13 protein-coding genes are annotated in these 15,075 nt (G+C 65.0%); 11 read left to right on the top strand and 2 right to left on the bottom strand.

Translation table 11 applies throughout. The annotated features are described in order from the left end of the window. Positions 1–8 precede the first annotated feature (8 nt). A complete protein-coding gene (locus BM416_RS04145; RefSeq protein WP_092485819.1) occupies positions 9–893 on the top strand; it encodes a LysR family transcriptional regulator in 885 nt (294 codons plus the stop codon). A 1-nt stretch (position 894) separates the two neighbouring features. Here the strand turns inward: BM416_RS04145 and BM416_RS04140 are convergent, their stop codons facing one another. Together BM416_RS04140 and BM416_RS04135 are read right to left on the bottom strand one after the other, a co-directional pair. Further along, positions 895–1,608: a cupin domain-containing protein gene (locus BM416_RS04140; protein ID WP_092485815.1), complete on the bottom strand. Its 714-nt coding sequence runs from the start codon at positions 1,606–1,608 to the stop codon at positions 895–897. 22 nt (positions 1,609–1,630) lie between these two features. Further along, positions 1,631–2,482 carry a GNAT family N-acetyltransferase gene (locus BM416_RS04135; protein ID WP_092485812.1) on the bottom strand — a complete coding sequence of 284 codons (852 nt, stop codon included), beginning with the start codon at positions 2,480–2,482 and terminating at the stop codon, positions 1,631–1,633. Between the two features lie 1,127 nt (positions 2,483–3,609). On the opposite strand from BM416_RS04135, the gene BM416_RS04125 reads away from it, so the two are divergent. The 10 genes from BM416_RS04125 (at position 3,610) to argE (ending at position 14,965) form a co-directional block, all read left to right on the top strand. Then, positions 3,610–4,278 carry a haloacid dehalogenase type II gene (locus tag BM416_RS04125; RefSeq protein WP_065924408.1) on the top strand — a complete coding sequence of 223 codons (669 nt, stop codon included), beginning with the start codon at positions 3,610–3,612 and terminating at the stop codon, positions 4,276–4,278. Positions 4,279–4,301: 23 nt separating this feature from the next. After that, positions 4,302–5,576 carry an NAD(P)/FAD-dependent oxidoreductase gene (locus BM416_RS04120; RefSeq protein WP_092485806.1) on the top strand — a complete coding sequence of 425 codons (1,275 nt, stop codon included), beginning with the start codon at positions 4,302–4,304 and terminating at the stop codon, positions 5,574–5,576. 95 nt (positions 5,577–5,671) lie between these two features. Then, positions 5,672–7,309: an ABC transporter substrate-binding protein gene (locus tag BM416_RS04115; RefSeq protein WP_092485804.1), complete on the top strand. Its 1,638-nt coding sequence runs from the start codon at positions 5,672–5,674 to the stop codon at positions 7,307–7,309. A gap of 13 nt (positions 7,310–7,322) precedes the next feature. Next, positions 7,323–8,279, top strand: a complete 957-nt coding sequence (locus BM416_RS04110) for an ABC transporter permease (protein WP_092485801.1) — start codon at positions 7,323–7,325, stop codon at positions 8,277–8,279. Further along, positions 8,276–9,151: an ABC transporter permease gene (locus tag BM416_RS04105; RefSeq protein WP_092485798.1), complete on the top strand. Its 876-nt coding sequence runs from the start codon at positions 8,276–8,278 to the stop codon at positions 9,149–9,151. Before BM416_RS04110 ends, BM416_RS04105 begins: the two co-directional genes overlap by 4 nt. 1 nt (position 9,152) lies before the next feature. Further along, entirely contained in the window at positions 9,153–10,994 is a 1,842-nt protein-coding gene (locus BM416_RS04100) for an ABC transporter ATP-binding protein (protein WP_092485796.1), read from the top strand. After that, a complete protein-coding gene (locus BM416_RS04095) occupies positions 10,991–11,299 on the top strand; it encodes a (2Fe-2S)-binding protein (protein ID WP_065940275.1) in 309 nt (102 codons plus the stop codon). Before BM416_RS04100 ends, BM416_RS04095 begins: the two co-directional genes overlap by 4 nt. Further along, positions 11,281–12,660 (top strand): FAD/NAD(P)-dependent oxidoreductase, encoded by a 1,380-nt coding sequence (locus BM416_RS04090; RefSeq protein ID WP_092485793.1) that lies wholly within the window; start codon positions 11,281–11,283, stop codon positions 12,658–12,660. The genes BM416_RS04095 and BM416_RS04090 overlap by 19 nt, the downstream gene beginning before the upstream one ends. After that, on the top strand, positions 12,657–13,811 hold the full coding sequence (locus BM416_RS04085) for an NAD(P)/FAD-dependent oxidoreductase (RefSeq protein ID WP_092485790.1): 1,155 nt from the start codon (positions 12,657–12,659) through the stop codon (positions 13,809–13,811). The genes BM416_RS04090 and BM416_RS04085 overlap by 4 nt, the downstream gene beginning before the upstream one ends. Beyond that, the gene (argE, locus tag BM416_RS04080; protein WP_092485787.1) at positions 13,808–14,965 is read left to right on the top strand and encodes an acetylornithine deacetylase; all 1,158 of its coding nucleotides are present in this window, start codon (positions 13,808–13,810) and stop codon (positions 14,963–14,965) included. Before BM416_RS04085 ends, argE begins: the two co-directional genes overlap by 4 nt. Positions 14,966–15,075 lie beyond the last annotated feature (110 nt).

Raw genomic sequence — 15,075 nt, 5'->3', positions numbered from 1 at the left:
AAAATTGAATGATTTCCATCGAAGACCTGCGTCTTGCCGTGACCCTGGCCCGCTCGGAGTCGCTGAGCGCCGCCGCCCGCACCCTGAATGTGTCGCCGCCGGCGTTGTCCATGCGCCTGCGCAAGTTGGAGACGCTGCTCGGGCTGAGCCTGGCCAATCGCGATGCGCGGCGCCTCAGCCTGACGGCGGATGGCGAGCGGTTTTCGCGGGAGAGCGCGCTGTTGCTGGAGCAGCTTGAGGCGCTGCCGGAGTCGTTCCGGCACCAGGATGAAACCCTGGTGGGCACCTTGAGGGTGGCGGCGCCGTTTGGCTATGGCCGCCAGCGCATCGCACCGCTGTTGGCGCGGTTTGCCAAACTGCACCCGCAGCTGTGTTTGCATCTGGATTTGCGCGAGACGCCCTGGCCCGATCGCCATGACAGCGATGCGGTGATTCACATCGGCCATCTGAATGACAGCCTGTGGACCGCGCGGCCACTGACACCAAACGAGCGCTGGTTGTGCGCCAGCCCGGCCTATCTGCACGCCCACGGCGTGCCGTCTTCGCCGGACGAGCTGGCGTCCCATCGCTGCATCTGCATTCGGGAAAATGATGAGGACGTGACCCTGTGGCACCTGCGCAAAGGCCAGGGCCGCAAGACCCTGCGCGTGGAACCTGCGTTGTTGAGCAACGATGGCAGCGTTGCCCGGCGTTGGGCCGAGCAAGGCTTGGGGCTGGTGCTGCGTTCGCAGTGGGACGTGAGTGACGCCGTGGCCAGCGGCAGCCTGGTACGTGTGTTGGCGGACTGGAGCTTTGACAGCGCACCGGTGCTGCTGCTGGTGCCGTCGCGCAAACTGCGCAGCCCGCGCGTACAGGCGTTGGTGACGTTTCTGGAACAGGCGTTGAAGGCCTGAGTCACTTCACCGCGTAGACCTTGCGCACGTACACCGTGCTGGTCCAGGCGCAGGGCGCGCCCTTGGCCACGAATACCGTGTCCCCGGTTTTTACCGTGACCTCGCCACCCTCGTTATCCAGCAGGGTGACGCGGCCTTCGAGCAGGTGCATCAGTTCGTGCAGTTTGTGCGGGCGGCCGTTGCGGGCGTAGGGCGTCGAGTCCCAGATGCCGACGCGCAGCTCGGTCACGGCATCGTCGAACAGGTTGAGGGCGCGGCACTGCGGGGTAGGGCCGATCAGTATCTGGGGTTCCGGCGCGGCGGAGGAGTTGAGCAGGGTGTGCGGGTCGAGCAGGGTCAGGCCGGGGCACACCGGGGCATCGGCCTGCTCGACTGCGCAGAACGCCCATTCGCTGCCTGCACTGGCCTGCACCGTGAGGCGTGTGCCGAAGCCGATTACGGCGCTGGCGCCGACGTCCAATTCCAAGGTCTGTTCCGCGGCACTGAGCACGACATGGCCTGCATGTACCACCAGCGTTTCGCTGTGGGGGAACTCTTCGATCACCGCTTCGCCGCTGAAGGACACCAAGCCGGCGGACACGCCATCGTCGCCCATCCAGGCAAGTTGGCGGCTGTCGCCGAACGGGTCCAGCGCGCTCAAGGCGGCCTTGTTGAAAGACGTGGCAACGCGGCTGCCGTCGGCGCGTGCCAACAGCAGGATACGGGGAGATGACATGGGGAGTGCTCCGGGAGAAAAGTCAGCCGATCGCCTGGGTGATCAGGGCAAAGGGGTGTACGCCGTGGCTGGCCTGGGGCGGCGTACCCAGGGCCATCTGCGCGACGGTGTCGATGTTCTTCAGGCCGGCCTGTTCGAGCCAGTCGCTGAGGCCGCAGGCGACGGGAATGTCGATGCGCACAAAGGTGTCCGGCACCTGGGCCAGCAAGGTGGCGATCAGGTACTTGGCCTGCTCGATATTTTCCGCCACCACCGGGCCGATGCACCGCCCACGCCCAAACGGCCGCAGCAGGGCGAAGCCGCGTAGGCGGCCGTCGCGTTCGATACCCACGGCGTGCTCCACCTGCAGGTCACGCAGCACTTCACGGCGGTCCATACCGCTGGCGGCCTTGGCCAGCGCGAGCAGGCTGGCGTGATCATCGGCGTTAAGCGCCCGGCAGGTTTCGCCGTCGGCCAGCGTCGGCAGCGCGGGCACCAACGCCTGGCCCTGATGCTGCTGCACCCGGCCGAACTCGACGAACCCCTGGCTGGCATACAACGGCGCGCCGGCGAGGGTGGCGTTGAGGACCGGCGTGCGCGTATCGCAAGCGGCAATGGCCTTCTCCATCAAGCGCCGGCCGATGCCCTGGCCCTGGTAGTCATTGCTGACGATCACCAGGCCGATGGTGGCGTAGTCGCCCTGGGGGCAGGTGAACGCGCTGCCGATCAGCCGCTCGCCATCCATTGCCACGAAGCCGTCGCTGACCCGTTGCAACATTGCCCAGTCTTCCAGGCGGTGAGGCCATTTGAGTTGCACCGACAAATCGTGGGCGGCCGGCAGGTCGGCTGCGGTCATTGGGCGGTAGAGATAAGTGGGGTGTGGCAGGGCGGACATGGCGAGCCTCCGTAGAACGTTGTTTTTTGTCGCGTCAGGGTGCTTGTATCCCACCTGGGTCAGGGGCTGGCAAGGGGGGCGGGAATATTCGGTAGATTCCTCGTGGAGTGTGGGGCGAGACCACAGTTACTACTTAATTGCGGTTGGGGGGCAGCAGCAAATGCCATGGGGTTGGCGTTGGAGCCAACTGGAGTAGGGCGGGTGTACACGGTACAAATTTGGGAGGGGGCTTGCTCCCGATGAGGCCGTGTCAGTGGATACATCTGTAGCTGACCCACTGCCATCGGGGCATTAGTACCTACACAATTTTTTTCAGTGGGCTGTGGCGAGGGAGCTTGCTTCCGTGGCGGCCTTCGGGCCGACCGCTTTTTTTTGGGGTGAGTACATATCCGTTCCTGCGGTAACGGCTGCCTATGGTTCCGCTCTTACAGCGGGTCACTTTTGGAAAGACCCAAAAGTAACCAAAAGGTCTTCGCCCCAACACTCGGCACCTCGCCTAGGCTCGGTGTGCCCTCACTCCGGCTTTGGAGCGTGGGCCGCCGCGATGGGCCATCCATGGCCCAGCGCGGCTAACCCGGCGTCCTGCCGGGTTACCCACGCTCCAAAGCCTGCGTTCGGCCAGCGTGTTTGACGGGGCGATTTGAGATCAAAAGCCAAAGCGCGGCGGCCTTAGAGCCGACCGGAGTTGGGTCTGGTGTACTGGGTTAAAAATGTGGGAGGGGGCTTGCCCCGGTACAAACCGGGGACATCGTTTACATTTCTAACCGGGGACATGGTTTACAGGTTAATACGCATGATCAGGAGGTAACTGATCATGCCCTGGAACCAAGCGCCCTCCCACCGTTCAACCCGCCACACTTTCTGCCGCCCCCACCCCCGTGCTTAAGCCTCTCCATCCCCAAAAGCCCCCTAAAAGCGCACAAACACTGGCCCTGCCCAAGCCTGGCGCGCACCGCAAAGTCTGCTGAGCCCGGCCACCAAAACGGTGGTTTGTATTGAGCGCAGGTCTTTTTAGACGGCATATGCTGATTTCACAGTGGTGTAATGAACCTGTGCTGCAACGAGGCCGACGCGCCGCCAGGGCAGCGAACGCTTGTCACACTCAACGAACTTCAGGACCGCACTCAATGAGCTTTCTTCGTCCCAAATTCATTACGTTCGACTGCTACGGTACGCTGACCAACTTCCATATGGGCACCATGACCCGCGAGCTGTTCGCCGATCGCATCAAGCCTGAACAAATGGACCAGTTCGTCAAAGACTTCTCGGCTTATCGCCTCGACCAGGTCATGGGCGACTGGCGCCCCTACGATGAAATCCTCAAGACCGCCCTGGCCCGTACCTGCAAGCGCTGGGGTATCGACTATCGCGAGGAAGGCCAGCTGTATTACGACGCCGTGCCGACCTGGGGCCCCCATGCGGACGTGCCGGCCGGGCTGTCGAAGATTGCCGACAAGATTCCCCTGGTGATCTTCTCCAATGCCAGCGACAGTCAGATCATGTCCAACGTCGACAAGCTCGGCGCGCCGTTCCACAAGGTGTTCACCGCCGAGCAGGCCCAGGCCTACAAGCCGCGCCTGGCCGCGTTTGAATTCATGCTCGACAACCTCGGCTGCGGCCCGGAAGACATCTTGCATGTGTCTTCCAGCTTCCGTTACGACCTGATGCCGGCCCATGACATGAAGATCAAAAACAAAGCCTTCGTTGCCCGTGGCCACGAAGTGCCGGGGAACGCGTTCTACGGTTACCAGCAGATCACCGATATCGGTGGGCTGCCGGCGCTGGTCGGCCTGTAACCGCACACCTCTGAGGGCAAGACATGGGCAGTGAATCCTATTGGCTCGACACCGCACCGGCGTTTACCGGTGCCCGGCTGGGTGATTTGCCCGGCCAGGTCGATGTGGCTGTGGTCGGCGGCGGGTTCACCGGCCTGGCGGCAGCGCGGGCGTTGGCGCTCAAGGGCGCCAGTGTGGTGGTGCTCGACGCCGGGCGGGTGATCGGCGAGGCCTCGGGGCGCAACGGTGGGCAGTGCAACACCGGGGTGGCCCAGGATTACGCCGGGCTGCACGCCAGCCTCGGTGCCGCCAGGGCACGCGCCTATTACAAGGCCTATGAAAGTGCCGTGCAGACGGTGGTGTCGCTGGTCGAGCAGGAAGGCATTGCCTGCGACCTGGTGCGCAACGGCAAGCTCAAGCTGGCGGCCAAGCCGATGCACTACGAAGGTCTGGCGCGCACCTGCGAGCTGATCCGTCAGGAGGTGGATGCCGAGGTCGAGTTGCTCAGCGCCGAGCAGACCCGTGCTGAAGTCAATTCGGCGCAGTTTCATGGCGGCCTGCTGCAGCGCAACGGCGTGCAGATGCATGTCGGCCGCTTCGGCGTCGGCCTGGCCGAAGCGGCGGCGCGGCGTGGTGCGATGATCTACGAGCACACCCCCGTCAAGGATTGGAAGGCCCAGGCCGGCGGCTACCAGGTCAACACCGCCAAGGGCTCGCTGCACGCCGGGCAAGTGCTGCTGGCCACCGGCGCCTGCCAGCATGGCGACCTCGGCTGGTACCGCCGGCGCATTGTGCCGGTGGGCAGTTTTGTCATCGCCACCGAAGTCTTGCCCCAGGCGCTGATCGACCAGTTGCTGCCTCGGCACCGGGCCTATGTGACCAGCCGCATGATCGGCAACTACTTTCGCCTGACCCCGGACAACCGCCTGCTGTTTGGCGGGCGTGCGCGGTTTGCCATGTCCGACAGCGTCTCCGACGCCAAGAGCGGCAAGGTACTGCAAGCGGCGATGCTGAACATGTTCCCGCAGTTGGCGCACGTGAAGATCGACTACTGCTGGGGTGGCCTGGTGGACATGACGTCCGACCGCCTGCCCCGGGCCGGCCAGCATGGCGGCGTGTTCCACTCCATGGGCTACAGCGGCCATGGCGTGCAGATGTCGGTGCACATGGGCCAGGTGATGGCCGAGGTCATGGCCGGCAATACCGCGGCCAACCCCTGGCGCGAACTGGAATGGCCGGCGATTCCCGGGCATTTCGGCAAGCCGTGGTTCCTGCCGTTCGTGGGGGCTTACTACCGCTTCCAGGACTATCTGCACTGAGTTGCCGTTGTTGCGTCACCGTCGTTTGTGTTTCCAGGACGCTCCGGACATCCGTGAGCACTCGACTCTTCCGATTATCGACAGGTAGCCTTGCTATGACTGACAACAAAAACACCCCCGAACTCATCTCCGGCCAGGACAGCCTGCGGGTGTTCGAACGTCTCAACCGTGGCATGTCGCGCCGCAACGCCTTGCAAATGCTCGGTGTGGCCGGTGTCGCCGCCGCCGGTGCCGGCAGTCTGTTCGGCGCCGCCGGCAAGCTGTTCGCCGACGAGGCCGCCGTGGCCGGCAAAGGCAAGCCAGGCGGCAGGATCCGCGTGGCCGGCATGTCCAGCTCCACCGCCGACACCCTCGACCCGGCCAAGGGCGCGCTGTCCACCGACTATGTGCGTCACTACATGTTCTACAACGGCCTGACCCGCTTCGATAAGCACCTGGTGCCGCAACTGGAACTGGCCGAGCGCATCGACAATACCGACGCCACTGTCTGGACCATTACCTTGCGCAAGGACGTGACCTTCCACAACGGCAAGGCCCTGACCGCCGCCGACGTGGTGTTCTCCCTGAACCGCCACAAAGACCCGCTGACCGGTTCCAAGGTCATGCCGCTGATGGAGCAGTTCGCCGAGATCAAGGCCAGCGGGCCGAACGAAGTGCAGATCCGCCTCAGCGCGGCCAACGCCGAATTGCCGTCGATCCTCGCGGTGTCCCACCTGTTGATCGTCCCCGAGGGCACCAGCGACTTCAGTAAAGGCATCGGTACCGGGCCGTTCACCGTGGGCGAGTTCAAGCCCGGCGTGCGTTCGATTGCGGTGCGCAACAAGAACTACTGGAAACCGGGCCTGCCGTACCTCGACGAGATCGAGTTCATCGCGATTGCCGACGAGCCATCGCGGGTCAATGCGCTGCTGTCGGGCGATGTGCACATGATCAACGAGGTCAACCCGCGCTCCACCACGCGCATCAAGGCCAGCGCCAAGCACCGCGTGGTCGACGCGCCGTCGGGCAACTACACTGACCTGATCATTCGCCAGGACCAACTGCCCGGCAAAAGCCCGGAATTCACCCAGGCCATGAAGCTGCTGCTCGACCGTGAGCAGGTCAAGTCCGCCGTATTCCGTGGCTTTGCGGTGGTGGGCAACGACCACCCGATTGCGCCGGGCTCGCGCTACTTCAACACCGACTTGCCGCAGACGGTCTACGACCCGGAAAAAGCCAGGTTCCTGCTGAAGAAAGCCGGCATGGAAAGCATCACCATGCCCGTGATGGCCTCGCCTGCCGCCACCGGTTCGGTGGACATCGCCGTGCTGTTGCAGCAGTCGGCCAAGCAGGCCGGGCTCAAGCTCGACGTCAACCGCCTGCCGAGCGATGGCTACTGGTCCAACCACTGGATGAAGCACCCGCTGAGCTTCGGCAACATCAACCCCCGGCCGAATGCCGACGTGATGTTCTCGCAGTTCTTCCAGTCCAAGGCGCCGTGGAACGAGTCCGGCTGGCAGAACGATCAGTTCGACCAGTTGCTGATGCTGGCCCGTGGCGAAACCGACGACGCCAAGCGCGCCAAAATGTATGGCGACATGCAGGTCCTGGTGCACGACCACTGCGGCATCGGCGTGCCGGTGTTCATCAGCAATATCGACGGCGTCGACCAGCGCATCAAGGGCTACGACAGCAACCCACTGGGCGGTTTCATGGGCTACATGTTTGCCGAGCAGGTGTGGTTGGACGCTTGAGGAGGGTGGTGGGATGAATAGCAATACACTGTGGTTGATCGGCCGGCGCTTCGGCGCCGGGGCCTTGACCTTGTTGATCGTGTCCATGGTCGTGTTCGCGATCACGGCGGTACTGCCGGGGGACGCGGCGCAACAATCCCTGGGCCAGTTCGCGACCCCTGAACAGGTGGCGGCCCTGCGCCTGAAACTGGGGTTGGACCAGCCCGGTGTGTTGCGGTACCTGCACTGGTTGATGAGCCTGCTCAGCGGCGACATGGGCGTATCGGTCTCCAACGCCATGCCGGTGGGTGAGTTGATGGCGGGCCGGGTGCCCAACACCCTGATGCTGGCGGGCGCCACGGCGCTGGTCTCGGTGCCGGTGGCACTGGTGCTCGGCATCGGTTCGGCGATGGGCCGGGGCGGGCGCATCGACAGTTGCCTGAGCTTTATCACCCTGGCGATGGTCGCGGTGCCGGAATTCCTGGTGGCGACCCTGGCGGTGCTGATTTTCGCGGTCAACCTCGGTTGGTTGTCGGCCCTCTCGTATGCCAGCGACATCAGCTCACCGCTGCAATTTCTGCGTACCTATGCCTTGCCGGTGATGACGCTGTGCTGCGTGATCGTCGCGCAAATGGCGCGCATGACCCGCGCCGCCGTGATCGACCAGCTCGACAGTCCCTATGTGGAAATGGCCCGCCTCAAAGGCGTCAGCCCGATCCGCATCGTGCTGCGCCATGCCTTGCCCAATGCGATCGGGCCGATTGCCAACGCCATCGCCCTGAGCCTGTCGTACCTGTTGGGCGGGGTGGTGATCGTCGAAACCATTTTCAACTACCCCGGCATTGCCAGCTTGATGGTCGATGCCGTGACCAACCGCGACATGGCACTGGTGCAGGCGTGCACCATGTTGTTCTGCGCGGCCTACCTGGGCCTGGTGCTGCTCGCCGACCTGTGCGCGATCCTGTCCAATCCGAGGCTGAGAAACCAATGAACAACCTCATTGCGAAATCCAAGCCTGTTTCCTCCGCCCTGGCACTCGCCAAGGTGTCCAGCGGCCCGTCGTGGCTGGGGCTGCTGGGCGGCGTGGTGTGTGTCGCCTGGCTGCTGGTGGCGCTGCTCGGTCCGTGGCTGGCGCCCCATCCGGTGGGGGAGGTGGTGTCCGATAACATCTTCGAAGGCTTCAGCCTCGCGCATCCATTCGGCACCGATTACCTGGGCCGCGACATGCTCAGCCGGGTGCTGGTGGGCGCGCGCTTTACTGTCGGGCTGGCGCTGGTGGCTGCGTTACTGGCCAGCATCTTCGGCACCGGCTGTGCGCTGTTGTCGGTGGTCTCGCCCAAGTGGCTGGACGAGATCATCAGCCGCATCATGGACGCCTTTATTTCGATCCCGAGCAAAATGCTCGCGCTGATCATGGTCTCGGCGTTTGGCTCATCGGTGACGTTGCTGATCTGTACGGCCGTGATCAGTTATATCCCCGGCTCCTTCCGCGTCGCCCGCAGCATGGCGGTCAACATTGAAGCCCTGGAGTACGTGCAGGTCGCGCGTACCCGTGGCGAGCGCCGGCTGTACGTGGCGTGCGTGGAGATCCTGCCGAACATGCTCAACCCGGTATTGACCGACCTGGGCCTGCGTTTCGGTTACATCGTGCTGTTGCTCAGCGGCATGAGTTTTCTTGGCCTGGGCGTGCAACCGCCGGATGCCGACCTCGGCTCGCTGGTGCGGGAAAACATCGGCGGCCTCAACCAGGGCGCGCTGGCCATCATCCTTCCGGCGCTGGCCATCGGCACGCTGACCATCGGCGTGAATTTGCTGATCGACTATCTGTCCTCGCGACGTAGTCGACGCACGGGAGGCCATTGAAATGACTGAATTGATTCGCGTCGAAGACCTGCGCGTGGTCGCCTGTGGCGAGCGCGGCGAGGTGGAAATCGTCAAGGGCGTGAGCTTTGCCCTGAAACAAGGTGAAGTGCTGGCGTTGATCGGTGAGTCCGGCTCCGGCAAGACCACCATCGCCCTGGCCTTGCTGGGGTATGCACGGCGCGGGTGTCGGCTGTCCGGCGGCGTGGTGCAGGTCGGCGAGCACGACATGCTCGCCCTGGGCGAACACCAACTGCAGCGCCTGCGCGGCAACCGTGTGTCCTATATCGCGCAAAGCGCCGCCGCCGCGTTCAACCCGGCGAAAAGACTCATCGACCAGGTCATCGAAGGCGCACTGATCCATGGCCTGGGCACGCGCGCCGAGCTGTACGCCAAGGCTATCGGCCTGTTCCGCGACCTGGCGCTGCCAGGCCCGGAACGCATCGGCCAACGCTACCCGCACCAGGTCTCCGGCGGGCAACTGCAACGGGTGATGGCGGCGATGGCGCTGATCAGCGACCCGCTGCTGGTGGTGCTCGACGAGCCGACCACCGCCCTGGACGTGACCACCCAGATCGACGTGCTGCGCGCCTTCAAGCGCGTGGTGCGCGAGCGCGGTGCCACGGCGGTGTACGTGTCCCACGACCTCGCGGTGGTGGCGCAAATGGCCGACCAGATCGTGGTGCTCAACGGCGGGCAGATCCTCGAACAGAGCGCCACGGCGCCGCTGCTCAATGCCCCGGCTCACGCCTACACCCGCAGCCTGCTGGCCGCCGCACGGCCCGACAGCAGCATTCGTCCGCCCTGCGGCGTCGCCGGGGAGGTACCGCTGCTGACCATCACCGGCCTCACCGCCGGCTACGGCAACAAGAACCTGCACGGCATGCCGTCGATTCGGGTATTGGAAGACATTGACCTCACCGTGCGCCGTGGCCAGGCCATCGGCGTGATCGGCGAGTCGGGCTCGGGCAAGTCCACCCTGGCCCGGGTGGTGGCTGGGCTGCTGACCCCGGCCCTCGGCTGCCTGGCCTTCGACGGGCAGCCCTTGGGCGGCAGCCTCGCCGAGCGCACCCCGGAACAGTTCCGGCGGATCCAGATGGTGTTCCAGAACGCCGACACCGCGCTCAACCCCATGCACAGCGTGGCGGCCATCATCGGTCGGCCGTTGAAAATGTATTTCGGCCTCAAGGGTACGGCGCTGCAAACCCGCATCGGCGAACTGCTCGACCTGGTGCGCCTGCCCCGTGACCTCGCCGAACGGCGCCCGAATGAGTTGTCCGGCGGGCAAAAGCAGCGGGTCAACCTGGCCCGCGCGCTGGCGGCCAAACCCGACCTGATCCTCTGCGACGAAGTGACCTCGGCCCTCGACACCGTGGTGGGCGCGGCGATCCTCGAACTGCTGCGCGACCTGCGCCAGCAACTGGGGGTGTCGTACCTGTTTATCAGCCACGACATTTCTACCGTGCGCGCGCTGTGCGATGACATCGTGGTGATGTACAGCGGCCGCAAGGTCCAGGCCGGCAGTCGCCAGGCGTTTGCCGAGCCGCCGTTCCATCCTTACACCGACCTGTTGATTCACTCGGTGCCCGAGTTGCGCCAGGGCTGGCTGGAAACCTGCGGTACTGCAGGCGACACGCTGCCGGCGCTCGGCGAGCGGGCCAATGGGTCGGAACTGTGCACCTTCCTCAATCGCTGCCCGGTGCGCGTCGACGGCCTGTGCAACCGCACCGCGCCGCCGCGCCGCCGCCTTGACGACGGTGGTGAAATCCTTTGCCACCACGACAGCGCCCATTTGCTGGATACCCAGCAGGGCGTCAACACCCTCACTGTGGGAGCCTATGCATGAACGCGCGTTTTGTGAGGCTGGCCGAACAGGGCCGGCCGACGGTCAGCCTGACCGTGGATGGCGCCGCCGTCCAAGCCCTGCAGGGCGACACCCTGATGGTTGCGCTGCTGACCCAGGGCAACGCGCTGCGCCAGTCGGAATTCGACAGCGGCCGCCGCGCTGGCTTCTGCCTGATGGGCGCGTGCCAGGATTGCTGGGTGTGGACCCGCAGCGGCGAACGCCTGCGCGCCTGTTCCAATGAGGTCCGCGACGGGCTGGATATCGTTACCACACAACCGGAGGCGACATGGCCACTGCACGGGTAGTTATTGTGGGCGCCGGACCGGCCGGGGTGCGCTGCGCCGAAACTCTGCTGGCGGCCGGGATCAAACCGATCCTGATCGATGAAAACCGCCGCGACGGTGGCCAGATCTATCGGCGTCAGCCAGAAGGCTTCACCCGCGACTACGCGACCCTGTACGGCAGCGAGGCCGCCAAGGCCCTGGCCCTGCACCAGAGTTTCGACCGCCTGCGCGACGCCATCGACTACCGCCCCGATACCCTGGTGTGGAACCTCACGCCGGGGCAACTATGCTGCGTAAGCCAGGGCCGCCACACCACGGTGGATTACGACGCACTGATCCTCTGCACCGGCGCCACCGACCGCCTGATGCCCATCGAGGGCTGGCAACTGGCGGGCACCTACAGCCTGGGCGGGGCGCAGATCGCGTTGAAAAACCAGGCCGTGTCCATCGGCCATCGCGTGGTGTTCATGGGCAGTGGTCCGTTGCTGTACCTGGTCGCCAGCCAGTACGTGAAGGCCGGCGCCGAGGTGGCGGCGGTGCTCGACACCTCGCCTCTGAGCCTGCGTCTGAAAGCCTTGCCCAAACTGCTGGCGCGGCCTGGCGTGCTGTTCACCGGGATCACCCTATTGGCGCAACTGTACCGCGCCAAGGTGGCGGTGCACCTCGGGGTCAAGCCGCTGCAAGTGATGGGCGACGCAGCCAATGGTGTGAGCGGTGTGCGCTTTACCACCGGCAACGGGCAGGCCGTCACGGTGCAGGCCGATGCCGTTGCGCTGGGTTACCACCTGCGCCCGGAAACCCAGCTGGGTGACCTGGCCGGCTGTCGCATGGCGTTCGATGAGGCATCGAGCCAATGGTGGCTGGCCACGGATGACGCCGGACGCACCTCGGTCAAGGGCGTGTACGCGGCCGGTGACGGTGCGAAAATTCGCGGCGCCGATGCCGCCGAGCACGCCGGGCGCCTGGTGGCGCTGGCGCTGCTGGAAGACCTGCAACGACCGGTGGACACCGGCCTGCGGGATGAACAACAGCAGGCCCTGGCGGTGATGGATCAATTCCGCCTGGGCCTGGCCCAGGCGTTCCCGTGGCCGAGCGAACAGGCCAAGGCGTTGCCGGACAGCGCCATTGTGTGTCGCTGCGAGATGATCAGCGCCGGCGAGCTGCGCCGCACGGTGAAGGAGAAGGGCGCCTGCGAAGTCAATCGCGCCAAGGCGTTCAGCCGCGTGGGCATGGGTCGTTGCCAGGGGCGTTATTGCTCCCAGGCCGGGGCCGAAGTGATCGCCGCCGCTGCCGGCGTGCCGGTGCAGGCGGTCGGGCGCCAGCGCGGCCAGGCGCCGGTCAAACCGTTGTCGATGCTGATCACCGAGGAGGTCTCGTCATGAGCGTGCAAAAAGCCGATGTGGTGATTGTCGGCGGGGGGCTGATGGGCTCGGCGGCCGCGTTTTTTCTGCGCCGTCGCGGGCAGTCGGTGATCCTGCTGGAGCGCGACCAGATCGGCCAGTACGCCAGTGGCGTCAACTTCGGCAATGTACGCCGGCAAGGGCGTTTCCTCGGCCAACTGGCCCTGGCCAACCGCTCCTGGGCGCTGTGGAAGCGCCTGCCGGAACTGATCGACGACGACCTGGAATTCATCCCCAGCGGGCATATGCGCGTGTGTTACCGCGAAGATGAAATCGCCGAGCTGGAGGCCTACGCCGCCGCACCGGAAGCGCAACAACTGGACCTGAAGATTTATCGTGGCGCCGAACTGCATCAACGCTTCGGCTTCCTCGGCCCGGACGTCAAGGGCGGCTCCTACGCGCCCCACGATGGTCATGCCAACCCGCGCCTGGCCGCGCCCGCGTTTGCCCGCGCCGCCCGGCGCCTGGGTGCGCAGATCGAAGAACGCACCGAAGTGGCCGAGGTGCAGAAGGTCGGCGCCGACTTCCAGGTCACCACCACCGACGGCCGCCAGTTCCACGCCGCGCAACTGTTGATCACCGCCGGCGCCTGGGGCCAGAAGCTCTCGGCGCAGTTCGGCGAACCGGTGCCGCTGGACACCCACGGCCCGCAAATGGCCGTCACCGAGCCGGTGCCTTATGCCTTGCCCACCGTGATCGGCGTGTACACCAAGGTGCCCGAAGAGGTGATCTACTTCCGCCAGATTCCCCGGGGCAATATCGTCATCGGCGGCGGCTACCGCAGCAAGCCGGATATGCTCAACCGCCGCGCCTATGTGGAACCGCGCAGCATCCTCAACCAGGTCAGCCAGATGCGCCGCCTGCTGCCGGGCGTCGGCAACCTGAACATCATCCGCGTGTGGAGCGGCATCGAAGGCTACCTGCCGGACTCGCTGCCGGTGATGGGCCCCAGCGGTACTGTCGACGGGCTGTTCTATGCCTTCGGGTTCTGCGGCCACGGTTTCCAGCTGGGCCCGGGCGTCGGCGATGTGATGGCCGAACTGCTTGCCACCGGCAGCACCAGCACCCCGATCGAGCCGTTCTCCATCACCCGGTTCGCCCCACCTGCCGAGCAACGGAGCCAGGCCTCATGAAACCCCGCGTATTGGAGATTCTCAAACAGCTGATGGCCTTCGACACCGTGTCATCGGCGTCGAACATGGCCTTGATCGAGTATGTGCGCGACCTGCTGCTGAGCAAGGGCATCGACTCGCTGATCGTCAAGGACCCCAGCGGCAAGAAAGCCAACCTGTTCGCCAGCACCGGGCCCAGGGAACAGCCCGGCGTGCTGCTGTCCGGGCACACCGACGTGGTGCCGGCGGCGGGGCAGGCCTGGACCTTTCCCGCCTTTGCCGCCACCGTGCAGGACGGGCGCATTTATGGGCGCGGCAGCTGCGACATGAAGGGCTTTATCGCCCTGGCCATCGACGCCATGCTGGATGCCGCCGACCACACGTTGAACCGCCCACTGCAACTGGCCCTGTCCCATGACGAAGAAATCGGCTGCGTCGGCGTGCGGCGCTTGCTCGACGTGCTGCAGCTGGCGCCGGTGCGGCCGTTTCTGTGTGTGATCGGCGAGCCGACCAACATGCAGTTTGTCCTCGGCCACAAGGGCAAGGGCTCCTACCGCACGTACTGCCGAGGCCAGGAGGCGCATTCATCCCTGGCGCCGCGCTCGGTCAACGCCATCCACGTGGCCTGTGACTTTATCGCCGCCCTGCGTGACAGTCAGCAGCAGTTGCAACGCCATGGCGCCCAGGACAACGACTATGACGTGCCCTACAGCACCGTGCATGTGGGCCAGATTATCGGCGGCAAGGCGCTGAATATCGTGCCCAACCTGTGCACCCTGGATTTCGAAGTGCGCAACCTGCCGGCCGACGACCTGGACGCGTTCCTGGAGCAGATGCGCGAGCGCGCCGAGGTGATCGTGCGTGAGGCGCAGAAGCTGTCCAGCGTGGCGGCCATCGAGATCGAAACGATCAACGTCTATCCTGGCCTCGACACCCATCCCAGCGTTGAGGCGGTGCACTTTCTCAAGCAATTCGCCGCGCCGGGCACCGGCACGTCCAAGGTCTCGTTCGGCACCGAAGGCGGCCTGTTCAAGCAGCGCCTGGACGTGCCAGTAGTGGTGTGCGGGCCGGGTTCCATCGAGCAGGCGCACAAGCCCGACGAGTTTATCGAGATCAGCCAGATGGACGCCGGCGAGCGCTTTTTGCAAGGCTTGCTCGGTTCGCTGACGGCCTAGCAGAGCCTGCCGTCCTGGGGTGAATTTCAGCACGGCACGCTGCTTTAACCGCGCTTTCGGCATCCTCGTTTGCGGTACCTCCCTAGACTGGAGCGTGTCTCGGATCAGGA

This window comes from Pseudomonas sp. NFACC42-2, from assembly GCF_900116055.1.
Classification (GTDB): Bacteria; Pseudomonadota; Gammaproteobacteria; order Pseudomonadales; family Pseudomonadaceae; genus Aquipseudomonas; species Aquipseudomonas marginalis.
This window is presented reverse-complemented; position numbering and strand designations above follow the sequence as displayed.

Excerpts from the sequence above, each read along its gene's own strand:
- BM416_RS04145 (WP_092485819.1), top strand. The coding sequence starts at position 9 with ATGATTTCCATCGAAGACCTGCGTCTTGCCGTGACCCTGGCCCGCTCG.
- BM416_RS04140 (WP_092485815.1), bottom strand. The coding sequence starts at position 1,608 with ATGTCATCTCCCCGTATCCTGCTGTTGGCACGCGCCGACGGCAGCCGC.
- BM416_RS04135 (WP_092485812.1), bottom strand. The coding sequence starts at position 2,482 with ATGTCCGCCCTGCCACACCCCACTTATCTCTACCGCCCAATGACCGCA.
- BM416_RS04125 (WP_065924408.1), top strand. The coding sequence starts at position 3,610 with ATGAGCTTTCTTCGTCCCAAATTCATTACGTTCGACTGCTACGGTACG.
- BM416_RS04120 (WP_092485806.1), top strand. The coding sequence starts at position 4,302 with ATGGGCAGTGAATCCTATTGGCTCGACACCGCACCGGCGTTTACCGGT.
- BM416_RS04115 (WP_092485804.1), top strand. The coding sequence starts at position 5,672 with ATGACTGACAACAAAAACACCCCCGAACTCATCTCCGGCCAGGACAGC.
- BM416_RS04110 (WP_092485801.1), top strand. The coding sequence starts at position 7,323 with ATGAATAGCAATACACTGTGGTTGATCGGCCGGCGCTTCGGCGCCGGG.
- BM416_RS04105 (WP_092485798.1), top strand. The coding sequence starts at position 8,276 with ATGAACAACCTCATTGCGAAATCCAAGCCTGTTTCCTCCGCCCTGGCA.
- BM416_RS04100 (WP_092485796.1), top strand. The coding sequence starts at position 9,153 with ATGACTGAATTGATTCGCGTCGAAGACCTGCGCGTGGTCGCCTGTGGC.
- BM416_RS04095 (WP_065940275.1), top strand. The coding sequence starts at position 10,991 with ATGAACGCGCGTTTTGTGAGGCTGGCCGAACAGGGCCGGCCGACGGTC.
- BM416_RS04090 (WP_092485793.1), top strand. The coding sequence starts at position 11,281 with ATGGCCACTGCACGGGTAGTTATTGTGGGCGCCGGACCGGCCGGGGTG.
- BM416_RS04085 (WP_092485790.1), top strand. The coding sequence starts at position 12,657 with ATGAGCGTGCAAAAAGCCGATGTGGTGATTGTCGGCGGGGGGCTGATG.
- argE (WP_092485787.1), top strand. The coding sequence starts at position 13,808 with ATGAAACCCCGCGTATTGGAGATTCTCAAACAGCTGATGGCCTTCGAC.